This window comes from Paenibacillus sp. WG02 (assembly GCF_055396115.1).
Window position 1 is genome coordinate 48,879 of sequence record NZ_AP036016.1, and the last position, 19,652, is coordinate 68,530.

At 47.6% G+C, this 19,652-nt stretch carries 17 protein-coding genes and 1 pseudogene; all 18 read left to right on the top strand.

The genetic code is table 11. The annotated features are described in order from the left end of the window. The first annotated feature begins 50 nt into the window (after nucleotides 1–50). The 18 genes and pseudogenes from atpF to ACBP55_RS00340 all read left to right on the top strand — a co-directional run bounded on the left by atpF (nucleotide 51) and on the right by ACBP55_RS00340 (nucleotide 19,651). A complete protein-coding gene (atpF, locus tag ACBP55_RS00255; RefSeq protein ID WP_464648927.1) occupies nucleotides 51–536 on the top strand; it encodes a F0F1 ATP synthase subunit B in 486 nt (161 codons plus the stop codon). Further along, the gene (locus ACBP55_RS00260) at nucleotides 533–1,066 is read left to right on the top strand and encodes a F0F1 ATP synthase subunit delta (protein WP_029195661.1); all 534 of its coding nucleotides are present in this window, start codon (nucleotides 533–535) and stop codon (nucleotides 1,064–1,066) included. Before atpF ends, ACBP55_RS00260 begins: the two co-directional genes overlap by 4 nt. 32 nt (nucleotides 1,067–1,098) lie before the next feature. Then, nucleotides 1,099–2,613 carry a F0F1 ATP synthase subunit alpha gene (gene atpA / locus ACBP55_RS00265; RefSeq protein ID WP_029195660.1) on the top strand — a complete coding sequence of 505 codons (1,515 nt, stop codon included), beginning with the start codon at nucleotides 1,099–1,101 and terminating at the stop codon, nucleotides 2,611–2,613. 126 nt (nucleotides 2,614–2,739) lie between these two features. Beyond that, nucleotides 2,740–3,598, top strand: a pseudogene (gene atpG / locus ACBP55_RS00270) (ATP synthase F1 subunit gamma). Between the two features lie 48 nt (nucleotides 3,599–3,646). Next, entirely contained in the window at nucleotides 3,647–5,044 is a 1,398-nt protein-coding gene (gene atpD, locus ACBP55_RS00275) for a F0F1 ATP synthase subunit beta (RefSeq protein WP_029195658.1), read from the top strand. Nucleotides 5,045–5,160: 116 nt separating this feature from the next. Then, nucleotides 5,161–5,565 carry a F0F1 ATP synthase subunit epsilon gene (locus ACBP55_RS00280; protein ID WP_029195657.1) on the top strand — a complete coding sequence of 135 codons (405 nt, stop codon included), beginning with the start codon at nucleotides 5,161–5,163 and terminating at the stop codon, nucleotides 5,563–5,565. Nucleotides 5,566–6,312: 747 nt separating this feature from the next. After that, nucleotides 6,313–6,678, top strand: coding sequence for an NADH-quinone oxidoreductase subunit A (locus ACBP55_RS00285; RefSeq protein WP_464653194.1), 366 nt, complete (start codon nucleotides 6,313–6,315; stop codon nucleotides 6,676–6,678). Further along, entirely contained in the window at nucleotides 6,663–7,181 is a 519-nt protein-coding gene (locus ACBP55_RS00290) for a NuoB/complex I 20 kDa subunit family protein (RefSeq protein WP_029195655.1), read from the top strand. The genes ACBP55_RS00285 and ACBP55_RS00290 overlap by 16 nt, the downstream gene beginning before the upstream one ends. Beyond that, entirely contained in the window at nucleotides 7,178–8,185 is a 1,008-nt protein-coding gene (locus ACBP55_RS00295) for an NADH-quinone oxidoreductase subunit C (protein WP_464648930.1), read from the top strand. Before ACBP55_RS00290 ends, ACBP55_RS00295 begins: the two co-directional genes overlap by 4 nt. A 3-nt stretch (nucleotides 8,186–8,188) precedes the next feature. Beyond that, complete coding sequence (locus ACBP55_RS00300) at nucleotides 8,189–9,289, top strand: NADH-quinone oxidoreductase subunit D (protein WP_029195653.1); 1,101 nt, start codon at nucleotides 8,189–8,191, stop codon at nucleotides 9,287–9,289. Further along, entirely contained in the window at nucleotides 9,289–10,293 is a 1,005-nt protein-coding gene (nuoH, locus tag ACBP55_RS00305) for an NADH-quinone oxidoreductase subunit NuoH (protein ID WP_464648932.1), read from the top strand. Before ACBP55_RS00300 ends, nuoH begins: the two co-directional genes overlap by 1 nt. Nucleotides 10,294–10,651: 358 nt before the next feature. Continuing rightward, nucleotides 10,652–11,104: an NADH-quinone oxidoreductase subunit NuoI gene (nuoI, locus tag ACBP55_RS00310; RefSeq protein WP_029195651.1), complete on the top strand. Its 453-nt coding sequence runs from the start codon at nucleotides 10,652–10,654 to the stop codon at nucleotides 11,102–11,104. Further along, a complete protein-coding gene (locus ACBP55_RS00315; RefSeq protein ID WP_029195650.1) occupies nucleotides 11,097–11,627 on the top strand; it encodes an NADH-quinone oxidoreductase subunit J in 531 nt (176 codons plus the stop codon). The genes nuoI and ACBP55_RS00315 overlap by 8 nt, the downstream gene beginning before the upstream one ends. 2 nt (nucleotides 11,628–11,629) lie before the next feature. Continuing rightward, complete coding sequence (gene nuoK, locus ACBP55_RS00320) at nucleotides 11,630–11,941, top strand: NADH-quinone oxidoreductase subunit NuoK (protein ID WP_464648934.1); 312 nt, start codon at nucleotides 11,630–11,632, stop codon at nucleotides 11,939–11,941. A 15-nt stretch (nucleotides 11,942–11,956) separates the two neighbouring features. Then, nucleotides 11,957–13,885, top strand: coding sequence for an NADH-quinone oxidoreductase subunit L (gene nuoL / locus ACBP55_RS00325; RefSeq protein ID WP_464648936.1), 1,929 nt, complete (start codon nucleotides 11,957–11,959; stop codon nucleotides 13,883–13,885). Then, nucleotides 13,875–15,497, top strand: coding sequence for a complex I subunit 4 family protein (locus tag ACBP55_RS00330; RefSeq protein WP_464648938.1), 1,623 nt, complete (start codon nucleotides 13,875–13,877; stop codon nucleotides 15,495–15,497). The genes nuoL and ACBP55_RS00330 overlap by 11 nt, the downstream gene beginning before the upstream one ends. A gap of 4 nt (nucleotides 15,498–15,501) precedes the next feature. Beyond that, nucleotides 15,502–17,013: an NADH-quinone oxidoreductase subunit N gene (locus tag ACBP55_RS00335; protein WP_464648940.1), complete on the top strand. Its 1,512-nt coding sequence runs from the start codon at nucleotides 15,502–15,504 to the stop codon at nucleotides 17,011–17,013. A 442-nt stretch (nucleotides 17,014–17,455) separates the two neighbouring features. Then, entirely contained in the window at nucleotides 17,456–19,651 is a 2,196-nt protein-coding gene (locus ACBP55_RS00340; RefSeq protein ID WP_464648942.1) for a S8 family peptidase, read from the top strand. The last annotated feature ends 1 nt before the right edge of the window (nucleotide 19,652 follow it).

Genomic DNA, 19,652 nt, shown 5'->3' on the forward strand with positions numbered 1-19,652 from the left:
CGCCACCACGCCTTCGTTTTGCCCATGTTATCAGAAGGGAGTGACGTTACTTGCATATTGAATGGTCCACATTTTGGATACAACTTATCGCGTTCTTAATTTTATATTTGTTGCTTTCTAAATTTGCGTTCGGTCCTCTGTTCGGCATGATGGAGAAACGCAGACAATTGGTTAAAGATCAAATTCAAACAGCTGAAGCGAGCCGCAAGCAAGCTGATCAACTGTTAGAGGAACAAAAGCAAGCGCTGCAACAAACTCGTAAGGAAGCTTATGACATCATTGAGCAAGCGAAGCACACTGGTTCCAAGCAAGCTGATGAAATTATTCATGCTGCTAGTGCAGAAGCAACTCGTTTGAAAGACGAAGCGCTTAAAGATATCGAAAATGAGAAGAACAAAGCGGTTGCCGCTCTTCGCAGCCAAGTTGGCGCGATGTCCGTTCTGATCGCATCCAAAATTATCGAGAAACAAATCGATGAAAAGTCACAAGAAGAACTTGTTGAGCATTACCTCAAAGAGGTAGGAGGCAACGTATGAGTGACATCGTCGTAGCGAAGCGTTATGCCAAAGCTCTGTTCGAAGTAGCGAAGGAAAAGAATATCATTTCCCTAGTTGAAGAAGAGCTTAAATCTGTAGCTAGTGCGATTAGGGACAATGCAGACTTGCAGAAGTTCCTGAACCATCCGAACATCGGGAATTCCGCTAAGACGGACCTGCTGAAGCAGATTTTCGAAGGCAAAGTTTCCGAACCGGTGTGGAACACGCTGCTTGTCTTGATTGATAAAGGTAGACAGTCGATTCTTTCCGCTTTGGCGAGTGACTATGCTAAGGTTGCGAATGAAGCGCTCGGTCAAGCGAGTGCGACGGTATACTCGGCATTCGTACTTTCGGATGCACAGCAAGCTGAGATTGCTTCACATTTCAGTAAAGTAACAGGTAAAACGATCCGTGTTTCGTCTGTGGTTGAGCCTAAGCTGCTCGGCGGCATTCAAGTGCGTATCGGTGATCGTTTATATGATGGAAGCTTGGCAGGCAAACTTGATCGTTTGGCCAAAGCGTTAGTTTAATATAAGCACTGTAAGAATAGGGGTGAAGTTCGTTGAGTATCAAACCTGAAGAAATCAGCTCATTGATTAAACAACAGATTGAAAACTATAGTTCCGATATCCAAGTAGTTGATGTAGGTACAGTCATTCAAGTAGGTGACGGTATTGCTCGTGCTCACGGCTTGGAAAACGTTATGGCAGGCGAGCTGCTTGAGTTCCCAAGCGGCGTTCTTGGCTATGCCTTTAACCTTGAGGAAAGCAACGTAGGTATCGTTATTCTTGGACCTTACAAAGATATCCGTGAAGGCGACCAAGTTAAACGTACTGGACGTATCATGGAGGTTCCTGTAGGTGAAGAACTTCTGGGCCGTGTAGTAAACGCACTTGGTCAACCAGTTGATGGTAGAGGTCCTATCAATACAACAGCTTTCCGCCCTGTAGAGAACATGGCACCAGGGGTTATGGCGCGTAAATCCGTTCATGAGCCTATGCAAACGGGAATTAAAGCGATTGACGCAATGGTACCAGTAGGTCGTGGACAACGTGAGTTGATCATTGGTGACCGTCAAACAGGTAAAACAGCAATTGCGATCGATGCGATCATCAACCAAAAAGGCAATGGCGTGAAATGTATCTACGTTGCTATCGGTCAAAAACAATCCACAGTCGTAGGTGTTGTTGAAACCCTTCGTGCTGCTGGCGCGCTTGACTATACAATCGTTGTAACAGCTTCCGCTTCCGAGCCTTCACCGATGCTATGGTTAGCACCATACTCCGGTTGTGCTATGGCCGAGTACTTCATGTACAAAGGCGAGCACGTTCTTATCGTATACGATGACTTGTCCAAACAAGCTGCCGCATACCGTGAGTTGTCCCTCTTGCTTCGTCGTCCACCAGGTCGTGAAGCTTACCCAGGGGACGTATTCTACTTGCACTCCCGTTTGCTGGAGCGCGCTGCGAAATTGAACGATGAGCTTGGCGGCGGTTCGATTACTGCACTTCCATTCATCGAGACACAAGCGGGCGATATCTCCGCATACATTCCAACGAACGTAATTTCCATTACGGACGGTCAAATCTTCCTTGAGTCCGACCTATTCTACTCCGGTCAGCGTCCAGCGGTTAACGTTGGTAACTCTGTATCCCGTGTAGGGGGCTCCGCTCAAACGAAAGCGATGAAAAAAGTTGCCGGTACACTGCGTGTAGACTTGGCTCAATATCGTGAGCTTGCAGCGTTTGCCGCATTCGGATCCGATCTTGATAGAGCGACTAAAGCACGTTTGGATCGTGGGGTTCGTACGCTTGAAATCTTGAAACAAGGCGTTCACCAACCGATGTCATTGGAAAAGCAAGTTGCTTCCCTTTACACAGTTGTAAAAGGTCATGTGGATGATATTCCAGTTCAAGATGTAACGCGTTTTGAAGCTCAGTTCATTGCTTTCTTGGAATCCAACCGTCCTGAAGTTCTGCATAGCATTCGTGACACGAAAGATATTACTGCGGATAACGATAAAGCATTGGTTGATGCAATCAATACATTTAAAAAGAGCTTTGCAGTTTCTGAATAAATCATGAGGGCAGAGCTTCATGTTAAATGAAGCTCTCGCTACCATGTGACTCCTGGGCAGGCGGACGCCTGAATTCAGGTCTTCGAATGAAGGCTTTTCTAAGCCTCAAAAGAGAGGTGAGCAGGTATGGCAAAAGGAATGCGCGAGATTAAGCGCCAAATCAAATCCACACAAAGCACGAAGCAAATCACAAGAGCAATGGAAATGGTTGCAGCAGCGAACTTACGTAGAGCGCAGCAATCAGCGGAAGCGGCACGTCCGTACTCCGAAAAGTTGAAGGAAGTGGTTGCAAGCATTGCAGCTGGCACTAAAGGCGTGAAGCACCCTATGCTACAATCACGTGAAGTGAAGAAAACGGCCTATTTGGTCATTACTTCCGACCGTGGTCTCGCTGGTGGTTACAACGCAAACGTGTTGCGTAAAGCAATGACTGAGATTCGTGAAAATCATAAATCAACAGCTGAGTACTCCATCTTCGTAATCGGACGTAAGGGTAGCAATTTCTTCTCGAAACGAAATATTCCGATTGTTGAAGAAGTAACCGGTGTTTCCGGATACGCCGAAATTTTCGGATATTAAGCCTGTTGCAACAGCAGCAGTCGCTAATTTCGTTAACGGTACGTATGACCAACTGTTCCTGATTTACAATAAGTTCCAAAACGCGATTACCCAAATTCCAACCATGATTCGTCTGCTTCCAATGGAGGAAGTAACTGTAACGGCTACTGCTAGCTATGAGTATGAGCCGTCACCGGAAGGCGTTCTGGAAGTGCTGCTCCCTAAATATGCTGAGACGCTTATTTACAGTGCCGTTCTGGAAGGTAAAGCGAGTGAGTTTGGCGCGAGAATGACAGCGATGAACTCCGCAACGAAGAATGCAACGAAAATGATCAGCAGCTACACATTGGCTTACAACCGTGCACGCCAAGCTTCGATTACGCAAGAAATTTCGGAAATCGTCGCTGGAGCTAACGCGAACGCATAATGATAAACGGTCTCTATGGAGACACAAGCTTTACTTAGGAGGGAAACCATGAGCAAAGGGCGCGTTGTGAATATTACAGGGCCTGTCGTCGACATTGAGTTCGAACGCGGACAACTCCCTGAAATTCTGAATGCAATCAAAATTGAAAGAACCGATAGTGGAAAAACTTCCACTATGACGGTTGAAGCGGCTGTTCACCTTGGTGACAACCTCGTACGTTGCGTAGCAATGTCCTCGACTGATGGACTTGTTCGTGGCGCAGTAGCAACAGATACTGGCGCAGCAATTACTGTACCTGTTGGTGCAGCAACACTGGGTCGTGTATTTAACGTATTGGGTGATCCAATTGATGGTGACGAGAACGTTGATCGTACATTAAGCAGCCCAATTCACAAAGAAGCTCCTGCTTTCGACAACTTGTCGACAAAATCAGAGATTCTTGAAACAGGTATCAAAGTTATTGACTTGATGGCTCCTTATGCAAAAGGTGGTAAAATTGGTCTCTTCGGTGGTGCCGGCGTAGGTAAAACGGTAACAATGCAAGAGCTAATTCACAACATTGCACAAGAGCACGGCGGTATCTCCGTATTTGCGGGCGTTGGTGAGCGCACTCGTGAAGGTAATGACCTTTACCACGAGATGAAAGACTCCGGCGTTATTGCAAAAACAGCGATGGTATTCGGTCAAATGAATGAGCCTCCAGGCGCACGTCTTCGTGTTGCATTGTCCGGTTTGACAATGGCTGAGTATTTCCGTGACGAAGAAGGAAGAGACGTTCTTCTTTTCATCGACAACATCTTCCGTTTCACACAAGCAGGTTCCGAGGTTTCCGCTTTGTTAGGTCGTATGCCTTCCGCGGTAGGTTACCAACCAACCCTAGCTACAGAAATGGGTCAATTGCAAGAGCGTATTACCTCCACGAAAAAAGGTTCCGTTACTTCCATTCAAGCGATTTACGTTCCTGCCGATGACTATACGGATCCGGCTCCAGCAACGGCTTTCGCTCACTTGGACGCAACAACGAACTTGGAGCGTAGCATCGCGGCTGCAGGTATTTTCCCTGCGGTAGATCCACTTGCTTCATCTTCCCGTGTTTTGACGCCAGAAATCGTTGGTGAAGAGCACTATAAAGTAGCACAAGGCGTTAAACAAATTCTTCAACGTTACAAAGAGCTTCTGGATATCATCGCGATCTTGGGTATGGATGAGTTGTCTGATGAGGACAAATTGGTCGTTACTCGTGCGCGTCGTCTTCGTCTGTTCTTGTCTCAGCCGCTTCATGTTGCTGAGCCGTTCAACGGATTCCCAGGCTTGTATGTACCAATGAAGGATACCGTGCGCAGCTTCAAAGAAGTTCTTGAAGGCAAGCACGACAATCTTCCTGAAGTTGCATTCCACAATGTGGGTACGATCGAGGATGCTATCGAGAAAGCTAAAACGCTGTAAGTTGATTCTAATCCAACGCAAATCATGCTCACGAAGCCTGTTTTGCTTGATTGAACGCTAAGGCAATGCTACGAAGATAGTTTACCCTACGGTAAAGTTTAGGAAGGAGAATCCAAGTGAGTACATTCCTACTGGAAATTGTTACCCCTGAGCGCAAAGTGTACGCTGAACAAGTGAACATGGTTAGTGTAAAGGGTGTCGGAGGGGAGCTTGGAATTCTGCCGAATCACATTCCGTTGGTCACTCCATTGAAAATTGCGCCTATTTCTGTGAAGAAACAGGGCTCTAAAGACGAAATCATCGCGGTAAACGGCGGTTTCATGGAAGTGCGCAAGGATAAGGTGGTTATACTGGCGGAAAGCGCCGAGCTACCAGAACAAATTGATATCGATCGTGCGAAAGCAGCGAAAGAACGTGCGGAGAAGCGACTTGTTGAAACAAAGCAAGACAACGTTGACTTCAAACGTGCGGAAGCGGCTCTTCAAAGAGCATTAAATCGTATCAGTGTGTCCGGGAAATAATAGATGTTTGGTGAAAAGCGGGGGAACTTTGGTTCCTCCGCTTTTTTTTTGAATAGAAAGTTGAGGCTGTCTACACAGTTCAGATGAATGATAGAAAGAACCACCAGTTCACACTTAAATCGTGGGTTGGTGGTTCTTTTTATAACATGAATGTAAGTGATTGTTATTTGCTCCAAAAGCGGTGGTTGTGCTGTATCTCAGAAAATAAGAGTCTCTGGAGACTCCTATTTCGCTAAATCAGCTAAATTCTCGGTAAATAGAAGCTTCTAGAGACTCTTATTTGCTCTCAGAGTTATGTTTTGGTCCTTTATCTTAGGAAATAAAAGTCTTTGGAGACTCCTATTCCCCTGTATCAGCCCATATTTTCGGCAAATAACAGCTTCTAGAGACTCTTATTTGCTCCAAGGACGGTGCTTTGCTTAGCCTAAGATATTTGAACGTGATGCCAAGCTGTAGGTTGTCCCGATTTCGGACAGGAAGAGCTAAACCGATTTTCCTGCCGCGCAAATATACGTGCCTTCCTCACTTAATGCCCCAATCGATAAATGACTGTTCACTTTATTAATTGCATGATTAGAGTAGGATACATTTGGGAAATCTACTCACTAGGACTGATGAAAAGTGGGGCTTGGAATTAGTCATCGACGCCCAAAAGGCTTTTTGTTATAATATTGAAGGTGAATATTACCAAAACTAGTAGCACGCATAAGAAAAGCAAATACGAATGGAGGCGGTTACATTCACATGATGTATACAAATAACTATGTAATCGTAGCGATTTTTCTAGGGTTAGGTATTCTTCTCCCTATTGTAGCGCTAACGGCTGGCAAATGGTTAAGACCGAGTAAACCCGTCGATGAGAAGTATACGACGTATGAGAGTGGTAATGAGCCTGTAGGTGAGGGACAAATCCGATTTAACATTCGTTATTATTTATTTGCTTTGATGTTTGTCATCTTTGATGTGGAAACCGTGTTCCTGTATCCGTGGGCTGTTGCTTTTAATCAGTTCGGACTTTTTGCCTTAGTGGAAATGTGTATTTTTGTAGCCTTGCTTGCCATTGGATTAATATACGCTTGGAAGAAGAAGGTGCTGCAATGGACTTCAGTCTAGAGTCGATATCTCCCGAAGAGCGGGAAGAGTTAAACCGTAATGTCTTTATGACGACACTGGAGCAAGTGAAAGCTTGGGCTCGCAGTAATTCGCTTTGGCCGTTAACGTTTGGTCTGGCTTGTTGTGCAATTGAAATGATGGGTACTGGTGGATCTCACTATGATTTAGACCGTTTCGGAGTCATCTTCCGTACATCTCCTAGACAATCTGATGTCATGATTGTGGCCGGGACAGTAACGAAGAAAATGGCTCCTTTGCTGCGCCGTCTTTACGAACAGATGCCCGAACCGAAATGGGTCATTGCGATGGGGTCCTGCGCTACGGCAGGTGGACCTTATGTGAAGTCGTACTCCGTTGTTAAGGGAGTTGACCAAATTGTTCCGGTTGATGTTTATATACCGGGTTGTCCACCGAACCCGGCTGCACTCATTTATGGGATAAACAAGCTTCAGGAGAAGATTCGCTATGAAGCGAAGACTGGGAAGCAGGTGACCAATCGATGAGTGATGAGAAGAAGCCGGAGGATAAGGTAGCCCCGTCTCCGACTGCTGATAGTAAGAAAGTGAATGAGTCGCCGTTAGAGGAAGCGATCGCAGAAGTAGGCGAGCTTACGCCAGAGGCACGCGCGAGTAAAACGCCGCTTAGCGCTGACGTGCAGGCTGCGGTAGATCGCGCGGCGGAGATACAAGCAGCTGACCCGGCTGCGCAGACGACGAGCGAGCCGAGCGACGCGCCTGCGGCTGAGCTTGCGGAGCATGCTGCAAGCAGCGGCGACGCTAGCGCAGCGAAGGGCAGTGACGCGGCAGCGGAGCGCGCCGCGGCGAGAGCCGCCCGCCTCGCTGCGCGGGCGGCCGCTGAGCCGACGGGCGAGCCCGCGTCGGCTGGAGCCGAAGCCCCAGTGTCTGCGGACGCTGGGGACGATGAGAAGGCGGCCAAAGCCCAGGCCGCCGCTGAAGCACGCGCTGCGCGAGCTAGCGCGCGCGGGGCGAAGCCCGAGTCGGCGGAGCCTGAAGCGCCGAAGGAGCCTTCACCGAACCAGCCGCTGCTTGATCGGCTGGTCAACATCCTTAAAGCCGACGTAGGCGAAGACGCCGTCGTCGATGCATTCATCAACGAAAGGGACGCGCATCGCCCTTACGTGGTCATTCACAGCTCTCGCTGGGAGCAAGCCGCGCTAACGTTTAGGGATCATGAAGAGCTGCGCTGCGATTACTTGCGCAATCTCTCGGGCGTGGACCAAGAGACGCACCTAGAGGTGGCGTATCATCTACTTTCCCTTACACATAAGAATGAGTATTGCGTGAAAGTGAAAACAGATCGAGAGCTGCCAAGCATTCCTTCTGTGACTCCAGTATGGGCTACCGCGAATTGGAATGAGCGGGAAGTGTATGACCTTCTGGGCATCGATTTCCCAGGTCACCCTAACTTAGTAAGAATCATGATGCCTGACGATTGGGTCGGCCATCCACTGCGCAAAGATTACGAACCGCTTGACCCGGAGGTGTAGCTCGTGTTACGGACAGAAGAACTCCTGTTAAATGTTGGTCCTCAGCATCCTAGTACGCACGGGGTTTTCCGCGTGATCGTCAAGCTGGATGGGGAAGTTATTAAAGAAGCAATACCCGTGATGGGCTATCTACATAGAGGAACAGAGAAACTAGCTGAGAACCTTAGCTATACACAAATTATTCCTTACACGGACCGTATGGATTACGTATCGGCGATGACGACCAACTATGTGCTTGTGAATGCCGTAGAGAAAATGATGCAGCTTGAAGTGCCAGAAAGAGCAGAGTTTCTTCGCTTAATCGTGATGGAGCTTCAACGCATCGCTTCTCACATGGTATGGTGGGGCACTTATTTGCTGGACATCGGCGCTATGAGCCCGTTCTTATACGCTTTCCGTGATCGGGAAATCATCATTGATCTGTTCAACGAATTATGCGGCGCTCGTTTAACTTACAACTACATGCGTGTAGGCGGGGTGAAATGGGACGCTCCAGAGGGTTGGATCGATAAAGTTAAGAAATTTATTCCGTATATGTACGGTAAATTGGAAGAATATCACACGTTAGTAACGGGGAATGAAATCTTCCTATCCCGTATCAAGGGAGTAGGCAAGTATGATGCAGAGACAGCCATTGCGTATGGCCTTAGCGGCGCTAACTTAAGATGTACGGGTGTAGACTGGGATATCCGCAAAACGCAGCCGTACAGCCTGTACAGCCGCTTCCAGTTCGACGTGCCTGTTCGCAGCGGCGGTGACTGTTATGATCGTTACTTGCTGCGCATGGAAGAAGTCAAACAATCGCTTCGTATCCTAGAGCAAGCCGTGGAACAGTTTCCGGAGCAAGGCGAAACCATGGGCAAGGTGCCTAGAGTCATTCGTCCTCCAGAAGGAGAAGTGTATTCGGCCATTGAGTCACCGCGCGGGGAAATTGGCTGCTATATTATTTCCCGAGGGAAACAAGAGCCTTTCCGTCTGAAATTCCGCAGACCTTCCTTCGTGAATCTGCAAATTTTGCCCAAACTGCTGGTCGGTGAGTCGATGACCAACTTGATTACGATTCTAGGCGGCATCGATATTGTCGTTGGGGAGGTGGATGCCTAATGGTGAATTTATTGGAGGAGAGTCTAACGTGGACGAACTTCTTCGTTTTCCTGTTCTGGGGCATCGTTATGCTGATGTTGGTTCTAGGCTTCGTAACCTATGCGATCTATTTCGAGCGCAAGGTTATCGGCTGGATGCAGATGCGGATCGGACCGAACCGCACAGGGCCTTTCGGGCTTCTGCAAAGTGTTGCAGACGTCTTCAAGCTTCTAATCAAAGAGGATACGATTCCTAAGAAAGCTGAACGCGAGCTTTTCATTCTGGCACCTATCATTACGTTTATCCCTTCGTTCACGATCATTGCGACGATTCCATTTTCGGATCGGATGTTTAATGCGAATTTGAATGTCGGACTGCTCTTTTATGTAGCCTTAACGGGGATTTCTACGATTGGTATTATCCTCGGCGGTTGGGCATCGAATAACAAATATGCGCTTCTAGGCGGTATGCGTTCTGCGGCACAAATGATTAGTTACGAGGTACCGCTCGTTATCTCTGTTATTGGTGTTATCATGATGACGGGTAGTTTAAATCTACATACGATCGTTGATCATCAAACAGGCGGTTTCTGGCATTGGAATTTCATTCCCCAGATTCTAGGCTTCATCATTTTCGTTATAGCCGGGGTCTCGGAGCTCAATCGAACGCCGTTTGACCTACCGGAAGCGGAATCTGAGCTTGTTGCTGGTTACCATGTGGAATACAGCGGTTTCCGCTTCGCTTTTTTCATGCTATCAGAGTATGTTTACGTATTCGTCATTGCTTCCCTTACGAGCTTGATTTTCCTGGGTGGATGGCACTCGCCGTTCCCATTCCTTGATTTCATTCCGGGTATTATCTGGTTCCTGCTGAAATTCTCTTCGGTTGTGTTTTTCCTATTCTGGCTGCGCGCGACGCTGCCTCGTGTACGGGTAGACCAACTCATGGGATTCGGCTGGAAAGTGCTGCTTCCACTGGCACTGGCTAATATGCTGATTACGGCGATCGTAATGACCATCATGTAGGAAAAAAGTAGAAAGCATTGCTATAGGTTGAAAACATGTAGAATAGGCTTCTGTGATGATCAAGCGGAACCTGAGTACCTTAATTCTGGCAAAATGCTGTTTTCGATCCCGAAAGGGAACTACGATACGCTATTAAGACCGAAACAATGGAAAAAGCATCTATTTCAAGCGAATAGCGGAACGACGTTCCGTTGAAGCGCTTTTTATCGAAGAAAAGGAACAAATAGCGCATCGACGTTCCTCTCGCGAAAAGGATTTCTGGATACTGCCCAGATCACACCGACATAAGCCAGTTTTTGCTCGCAGGCATGCTTTCGAAGTCAGTTTTGCTAAAGCAAAACTCTAAGGAGGGAAACGAATGAAGGGCATAATGAAAGGTTTAGGCGTAACGTTTAAAAGTATGACACAGAAAAAAATAACGTACGCGTACCCTGACGTCCCGATTAAAATGCCGGACCGCTTTCGCGGTATTCAATATTTTGATCCAGAGAAATGCATTGTGTGTAATCAATGTGCACGCGTTTGTCCGACGGAGTGTATTACGCTAACCGGTAAAGCGAACCCCGACCCAGAGAAAAAGGGCAAGGTTATCGATACCTACGATATCAACTTCGAAATTTGTATTCTGTGCGATCTCTGCACGGAGGTATGTCCGACAGAAGCAATCGTCATGACGAACAATTTTGAGCTGAGTACCTACAGTCGTGATGATCTGTTCAAAAATATGCAGTGGTTAAGCGAGAACACGCAAAATATCCGTCAAGAGAACAACTCAGCCTTGCCAAAAGGGGGGGCCAAGAAAGATGTTTAGCGGAATTGGTGATTTCTTATCCAACGGTTCAAGCTGGGCTTTCTTCGTCTTCGCTCTACTTGCTATTGGCGGAGCCATCTTTATGATTTCTTTTACCAAAGTCGTTCATATGGTCGTTGCCGTTGCCCTTACATTTATTAGTTTGGCTGGGCTGTATGTCATTCTTGAGGCTGAGTTTGTAGCTTTCGTGCAAGTGTTGATCTACGCAGGGGCAATCTCGATTCTGATGATTTTCGGCATTATGATGACGAGGCACAGACAAGGGGAAGAAGAGGAGCCTAAGCGTCCTTGGCATGAAGGTCTAGCGATTATTGGTGCTTTGGGACTGTTCGGGGTGTTATTTTATGCCATACAAAAAACGACCTTCGTCGCTTCGGGTACCCTGGATGCAGGCAAGGATAACACATTAGAAATCGGAAAGCTGCTCTATAACGAGCACGTTATTCCTTTCGAAATCATGTCGGTGCTGCTGACGGTAGCCTTCATCGGTGCCATCGTGGTCGCGAAGAGAGAGGAGGATTAGCTGTGGGCAATATCATTACTCCCTATCTCACGCTGGCGGCAATCCTGTTCTGCATCGGTTTATACGGTGCGTTAACGAAGAAGAACGGGGTTATCGTTCTGCTTTCGATTGAGCTTATGCTGAATGCGGTGAACTTGAATTTGATTGCTTTTTCGAAGTTTGGTGACCATCCGGCTCTTACCGGACAGATTTTCTCACTTTTCAACATCACCATTGCAGCTGCTGAGGCGGCTGTTGGGATCGCGATTCTAATTACCATTTACAGAAATAAAGGGACAGTAGAAGTTACGGATTTGGATTCTATGAAGCGCTAGGAGGCTAACAAGGATATGGTATCGGACTATTCACAGTACGCCTGGCTCATTCCGTTGTTTCCGCTGCTTGCTTTTCTAGCGCTTACGGCTATGGGACGTCAATTAAAAGATCTAGGTATTTACATCAGCATTTTCGCGATGCTGGCCTCATTTATCGTGGCTTTGCTGATTTTCGTTGAACGAATTGGCGGTAAAGTGGAGGATTACACGTGGAATAAGCTGCACTGGCTGCAAGTGGGCGATTTCACGCTGAATATGGGCTTCGAGGTTAACAATCTGAACGCCTTGATGCTCGTGATTGTAACATTGGTGTCTTTGCTGGTGAATATTTATTCCAAAGGTTATATGAAAGGCGACGAGCGAATTCATGTGTTTTTTGGCTATATCGCTTTGTTCTCCTTCTCCATGCTTGGCCTTGTCATCTCGGAAAATATGCTGGAGCTGTACATCTTCTGGGAGCTTGTAGGGGTGTGTTCCTTCCTGCTCGTTGGATTCTGGTATTTCAAGCCAGAGGCGAAGGCTGCTGCGAAAAAGGCATTCATCGTTACCCGCATCGGGGACGTGGGTCTGTTTATTGCCATTCTGCTGCTGTTCTGGTATATGCCAGGGCATGCACTTGATTTCACATCTATTCATAATGCTTTTACAACGGGCAAAATCGACCCAACGATCATCACATGGATTGCTATACTAATCTTCATCGGGGCGATGGGTAAGTCTGGTCAATTTCCGCTGCATACATGGTTGCCAGATGCCATGGAAGGTCCAACGCCGATAAGTGCGCTAATCCACGCTGCAACGATGGTTGCCGCTGGGGTGTATCTCGTTTCGCGAACCTTTGATATTTTCCACGCATCGCCGGATGCTTTGCTTGTTGTCGCTTATGTGGGTGGTTTCACGGCAATCTTTGCGGCCACAATTGGTATTGCTCAGAACGATATCAAACGTATTCTCGCCTACTCGACAGTAAGTCAACTCGGCTATATGATGATGGCGCTGGGGATTGGTGTTTCCTATACTTCGGGAATGTTCCATTTGTTCACGCACGCCTTCTTCAAAGCACTGCTCTTCTTGGGCGCAGGCAGTGTGATTCACGCTGTTCATACGCAAGACATTAACGAAATGGGCGGCTTATCCCGCAAAATGAAAATCACGACCTGGACATTCGCGATAGGCACGCTGGCACTGTCAGGTATTTTCCCTTTCGCAGGATTCTGGTCAAAGGATATGATCTTGACAGAAGCCTACGAGCATAACCAACTCTTGTTCTGGGTCGGTGTCATTGCTGCCTTCTTCACGGCGTTCTATATGTCGCGTCTGTTCTTCCTCGTGTTTATGGGATCGCCTAGAGGCAAAGCAAAAACAGCTGACAATCACGATGATCATGGTCATGCATCGCATACCGCTCATGAACCCCATGAATCTCCGGCAACAATGACCACGCCATTGATTATTCTTGCTGTGCTAGCTGTTGTTGCGGGCTTTGTGAATACACCGTTTAACGAATGGCTCAGTCAATGGCTGACAGGGCATGATCATGATGAAAAAGCCAATTGGACCGTTATTATTTTGTCCACACTGGCTGGAGTGCTTGGAATTGGGCTCGGTTACTTGATCTACCTCAAACGTACGATTCCGCGCGATGTGGTTTCCAGTAAAATGCCGTGGCTGTATACGCTGTTGAATCGTAAATATTTTATTGATGAAATTTATGACGGTGTCATTGTAAAACCGCTTCGCGGTTTAGGCTGGATACTCGAACTGTTTGATGTGTATATCGTTGACGGTATTGTGCGTTTGGTCGCCTTTACTGTGGTCGGACTAGGGCGATTAGGCTCACGTCTCCAAAATGGTCAACTACAAACCTATGGTGTCATCATGATTTTGGGGATGCTGATTCTGGTACTCGCCATCGCAGGAAGGAGGTTCATCCATGCTGGCTAGTATACCCATCCTAAGTATGATCGCCTTCTCGCCTCTGCTTGGCGTTCTAGTCTTGCTCTTCATCCGTGGTGATCGAGGCCGTTTGATTAAAACAATTGGGATTGTCACGACACTGATCCCGCTTATTTTGGCGGCGTGGTTGTATAGTGATTACAACTATCAAGGTGATCCGATTCAGTACAAAGAACAGCTGGATTGGATCAAGGTTCCGCTTAACCATGAGGGAATTCAACAAATTACTTCGTATTTCTTCGAGTTTAAGTATTCGCTCGCGGTAGACGGCATTTCCTTGCCGCTCGTGTTTCTAACCGCACTAATCTCGTCAATGGCTGCTTTAGCTTCGGTGTATATCAAGAAACGCTGGAAAACGTACTTCATTCTGTTCTTGCTGCTGGAAACCGGTATGTTCGGTGTCTTCATGGCACAGGATCTGTTCTTGTTCTTCTTGTTCTTCGAAATTACGCTCGTACCGATGTTCTTCTTGATTGGTATTTGGGGGTATATGAACCGGGAGCAAGCTGCCAACCGCTTCCTGCTTTACAATGGACTTGGCTCGGCGATCATGTTGATCGCGTTCTTAATTCTAGTCAGCACGGCTGGATTTAATCAGGTGCCTTCACAGACAGAAGCTGTCATTTACTACAGCGGTGACATTCATGCGATTGCACATAATTTGCTGCAAGATCCCGCCGCTTATGTCAATCAAGAAGGATCGCCGTTCTTCCTTAGTCCGACCATGAAGTGGACCGTGTTCATTATGCTGCTGGTCGCCTTTGGCATTAAGCTGCCGATCTTCCCGTTCCATACATGGATGCTCAAAGTACATACAGAGGCTCCGCCTGCTGTTGTTATGATTCACTCCGGGATTTTGCTGAAAATGGGGGCCTACGGCCTCATCCGATTCGGCATCCTGTTCTTCCCGGGGGAAGCCAAGCAGTGGGCCTGGATGCTGGCGCTCCTCGGTGTCATCAACATCGTGTACGGCGCGATTCTCGCCATGGTGCAAAAGGACTTCAAGCTCGTGCTGGCCTACTCGAGTATTAGCCACATGGGCATCGTCCTGCTCGGTCTCGCCGCGTTCAACGTGTCGGGCCTGCAGGGCGCCGTGTTCCAACTGATTTCGCACGGCCTCATTTCGGCCCTGATGTTCTTGCTCGTAGGAAGCATCTACGAGCGGACCCAAACGACGCAGCTCGACCAGTTAGGAGGTCTAGCCAGCTCGGTACCTTTCATCAGCGGCATTCTGCTGGTCGCTGGTATGGCATCGCTCGGATTGCCGGGCTTATCCGGCTTCATCAGTGAGTTCCTCGCGTTTCTCGGACTCTTTGAAACGCACCGTGTGTACGCGATCGTCGGTACACTGGGGATCATTTTTACCGCGGTTTACGTGCTGCGCGGGGTTCTGAACATCACGTTCGGCCCTAAACAGCCGAACCTGCAGCTGCAAGGCATGCGCGACGCCAGATTAATCGAGGCGGTGCCGATGATTACATTGGTGGCGTTCATTCTCTTGCTCGGTGTTTACCCAGACGTGCTGAGTCAGCCGCTACAGCAAACGATAGGCAGCTTGGATCAATTGATCCACAGCGTAGCCGGGAAGATAGGAGGTTAGACCGGTGGAACAGATAAGACTCCATGTCGCTGATTTAGTGCATCTGCTCCCTGAGCTTTCGCTGGTTGCCACCGCGATCATCCTATCTCTCTTGGATTTGGTCCTCCCAAACAGACTTAGTCGCTCGATCATTGGATGGCTGACGTTGGTTGGCATCGCTATTTCCGCGATATTCGTTGTTCTGCAGTTGAATCCGGAAGAGGCTATTGGTCTGCTCAACAATAGCTACAGAGTGGATGATTTCTCGAACCTGCTCAAATTGTTCACTTTAATAGGTACGGGCTTCGTTATCTTGATGAGCGTAGGCTTCATCAAAGAAGATGCCATCCCGCATGTCGGGGAGTATTACTACTTCTATCTGCCAGCCGCACTCGGTGCCATGATTATGTCATCCTCGGGTGACCTTATCACGCTGTACGTTGGGTTGGAGCTGTTGAGTATTACTTCGTACTTGCTCGTAGCTATGAAGAAGAAAGATAACAAATCGAACGAGGGTGCCTTCAAGTATTTGGTCATGGGCGGTATTTCATCTGCGATCATCTTGTACGGCATGTCCTTCTTATACGGAATGGCCGGTTCCAGCAATTTATCGCAAATTGGTGCTGCTCTTCCAACGCTCGTAACGGCTTACGAACCGCTGCTTTATGTAGCATTCTTCATGCTATTGGCTGGCTTCGGCTTCAAAATCGCCGCTGCCCCGTTCCACAGCTGGGCACCGGATGTGTACCAAGGCGCACCGACGCCAGTGACGGCATTCTTGGCTGTCGTATCCAAAGGCGCCGGCTTCGCCATCCTATTCCGCGTATTTTACGTGTTGTTTGGATTTAGCAGTTTTGAAGGAAGCAGTTTTCAATCGGATGTGTTCCTTGCTATATCGGTAATGGCGGCCATTGCGATGGTAACCGGTAATTTCATTGCGCTGAAGCAAACGAATATGAAAAGGCTTTTGGCCTACTCAGGAATTGCCAATGCAGGTTACCTACTCGTTCCGATCGGAACTTACTTTTCCGGTACTCACTACGCGAACTTCTCTGAATTTATTTTCTATCTGATCGCGTACTTGTTTATGAACATCGGAGCTTTCGCAGTGCTGATGATCATTGAGCAAGCAGAAGGACATACCGAGGCAAAAGGTTTCGGCGGTCTCTATTACAGGGCCCCAATAACAGCAGTAGCCATGGTGCTTATCGTGCTTTCATTGGCTGGTATTCCTTTATCTGGCGGGTTTTTCGGGAAGCTTTACATCATCCTAGGAACGATGCAGACTCAGCATTATTGGCTAGGGTCACTGATGATCGCTACTAGCGTAGTATCCTTTTATTACTACTTTGGCATCGTACGCCAAATGTTTATGCGCAGCGATTACGAGCCTGCCGAGATTAAGGTGTCGATTCCGTTAGGGATAACGGTTTGGTTATGTGCCCTCATCAGCGTGGCGTTGGGCGTTGTCCCGCACCTTGTGCTGAAAGGCATTGAGGCCATTTTCACCTTGACGAAAGATTTTCTGATTATGTAACTGTATGACTAAGCCTTTCCCTGTAAAATTGGGGGAAGGCTTTTTTGTTTGTATTGGAAATTTAAGCGCGTTTTCTGACCTTTCTCAGTACGGACGCGCGGGACGGTCATCTGAGAAGTCGATTTCCGACCTCTCAGACGCTGTTGGCGAGCATCAGCTCACCGAACTTTCGCTGAAAGCGCGGTTTTCGCGCTTATTTGTTCGTTTTGGTTTTCGCGCTTTTGCAGCAAATTATTCCAAGGACTTCACGGCCCGTCATTTCGATGTACAATATACATGAGAATGATGGACTACCGCCATCCCATACATACACGCAAAAATATTTTTGCTCAAGTTCTGAACTTTTTGCGACGAAAAACCGTTATAGGTATCGAGAAGACGGGTAATGTGGTATAGATAGAGAAGGAAAAAAGATCAACCAACAAAAAGGACTTGTGATTTCATGAAATATACTCGACACCTTTGGCTCATTGTACTAATGATGCTTGTTGTGGGACTTACAGGGATGATAACGAAAGTAGAAGCAGCCTACCCGGTGTCGACGGATCCTATGAGGGTGAAACAAACCTATCTGGACATGATCCATATCGATCAAGCATGGGCTGCAGCAGGAGATTCCCGGACGCCTATTGTCGTAGCGGTCGTCGATACGGGCGTTGATCTTACGCATCCTGATTTAGTAGGTAATTTGGTCGATGGTGCGAACCTGCTCCAGCCTTCGAAAAAGCCTCAAGATGATAATGGACATGGAACGAACGTAGCAGGTGTCATTGCGGCTTCGATCAATAACGATAAAGGTATTGCAGGCATTGCCCCTAATGCGAAGATTATGCCAATCAAAGCATTGGAGGCCGACGGAACAGGCGGCGAAGCCAAGCTTGGCGAAGGCATTAAATACGCCGTGGATCACGGTGCGAAAATAGTGGTGCTTTCCCTAGGGTTGAACAAATATTCCGAGTATATGGAAGGCATTGTGCAGTACGCAGAGGATCACAATGTTCTTCTCGTTGCCGCAGTGGGCAATGAAAGTACGAGTGTGAAATACCCTGCGGCCTATCCAACTGTTCTAGCTGTAGGGGGCGTTAATTCGGAAAAGCTTGCTGACCCTCGTTCGAATTTTGGGCCGGAACTGGATCTTGTAGCGCCTTGGGATGTATATACAACAGCACTGGGTGGCGGTTATCAGTACCAAGATGGAAGCTCCATGTCTGCCCCCCAGGTTGCCGCAGCCGCTGCTTTGGTATGGGGCAAATACCCGAGTATGAACGTGTATCAAGTTCGTGCGCAGCTCGAGCAGACGGCAGAAGACTTGACGCCAGGGGGATGGGATCCCAAAACGGGCTATGGCTTGTTAAGAGTGGACTTGGCACTGACGAAGCCGTACAAAGAGGATCGCTTTGAGCCTAACGATACTATGAATCAGGCTGCCGTATTGTCGATTCATACAGCTATTAGAGCTGATCTTAGCTCGGCACAAGACCAAGATTGGTACGCCATTGATGCGCCCTATGATGGTTTTATTAAATTATGGCTGAATAACGCAGATAGCTCGGGTATCCGAGTGCGATTCGATTCCGGAGAAACGTTTATCGCGAACAGTACCTCGGACGGAAGTCAGCCTTTCACGGTCCCTGTGACCAAAGGGCGCACGTACGTGCAGCTTCAGACGGTGGATCGTTCCCGTAAGACGGCGTTAAATTATTCGATGCGAACGGATTTTATTATTTATAAGGATCCATTTGAGGATAATGATAAGCAGTATAAAGCTTTCGTATTACCTGCTCGAAGTCAAACGATCCGAGGTACTTTTCATCAAAAAGGAGATCTGGATTGGTTTGCCATATCCCTAGAAAACTCAGGTACAATGCGTATCAGACTATCCGTAGATACAGGGCGTATAGACCCCATGATCCTTTTTCAGAAGGAAGGGGAGAAGGCGATTACGATCGACCAAGCTGGAGATGGAGGTACCGAGGTCAGCAATCTAATGGATCTGCTCCCTGGTCAATATTACATTCGTGTTAGCAATGTAAAGGACTACTCCGAGCCAATTACGGGTGAGTACACGTTAGATATTGAGTACACGCCGAAGTTAATCGATCCGAATGAGCCGAATGATAAATCGTATCAAGCTACTTTTGCTGCGATGAACTCCGTGTATGAAGGTTTATTTAACAATAATGATGATGTGGATTGGTTCGAATTCCGCATGAGCAAAGACGGCCTCGCCCAAGTGCGTTTAACGAACATACCGACATCACGCATTTTATATGCAACGCTATATGATAGTTCTTTGAAGGAACAAGGCTTTTATCGAAATGATTATGGGTCAGATCAATTTTTTATTGAGAAAACTTTACCTGCAGGCACTTATTATATCAAGCTTCAAGCCAACCAATGGTTTATGAGTCAAATGTATCGGTTAAAAGTAAGCAGTTACGCGCTGGTGAGCGGATTTGTTGATATTGAGGGGCACTGGGCAAAGGATGCCATTAGCCAGCTTACGGAGCAAGGCGTGATTAGCGGATATGGAAACTACCGTTTTGCTCCAAATCAGCCCATTACCCGTGCGGAGGCAGCAACGGTATTGACGCGAGCTTTGAAGCTGTCTAAGCGTCAGGAGTCTGCGTTTCAGTGAT

Bases quoted from the DNA above. Each gene is read 5' to 3' on its own strand.
- ACBP55_RS00260 (WP_029195661.1), top strand. From the start codon at position 533: ATGAGTGACATCGTCGTAGCGAAGCGTTATGCCAAAGCTCTGTTCGAA.
- ACBP55_RS00295 (WP_464648930.1), top strand. From the start codon at position 7,178: ATGAGTGATGAGAAGAAGCCGGAGGATAAGGTAGCCCCGTCTCCGACT.
- ACBP55_RS00290 (WP_029195655.1), top strand. From the start codon at position 6,663: ATGGACTTCAGTCTAGAGTCGATATCTCCCGAAGAGCGGGAAGAGTTA.
- ACBP55_RS00315 (WP_029195650.1), top strand. From the start codon at position 11,097: ATGTTTAGCGGAATTGGTGATTTCTTATCCAACGGTTCAAGCTGGGCT.
- ACBP55_RS00285 (WP_464653194.1), top strand. From the start codon at position 6,313: ATGTATACAAATAACTATGTAATCGTAGCGATTTTTCTAGGGTTAGGT.
- nuoL (WP_464648936.1), top strand. From the start codon at position 11,957: ATGGTATCGGACTATTCACAGTACGCCTGGCTCATTCCGTTGTTTCCG.
- nuoH (WP_464648932.1), top strand. From the start codon at position 9,289: ATGGTGAATTTATTGGAGGAGAGTCTAACGTGGACGAACTTCTTCGTT.
- ACBP55_RS00330 (WP_464648938.1), top strand. From the start codon at position 13,875: ATGCTGGCTAGTATACCCATCCTAAGTATGATCGCCTTCTCGCCTCTG.
- nuoI (WP_029195651.1), top strand. From the start codon at position 10,652: ATGAAGGGCATAATGAAAGGTTTAGGCGTAACGTTTAAAAGTATGACA.
- atpD (WP_029195658.1), top strand. From the start codon at position 3,647: ATGAGCAAAGGGCGCGTTGTGAATATTACAGGGCCTGTCGTCGACATT.
- ACBP55_RS00340 (WP_464648942.1), top strand. From the start codon at position 17,456: ATGAAATATACTCGACACCTTTGGCTCATTGTACTAATGATGCTTGTT.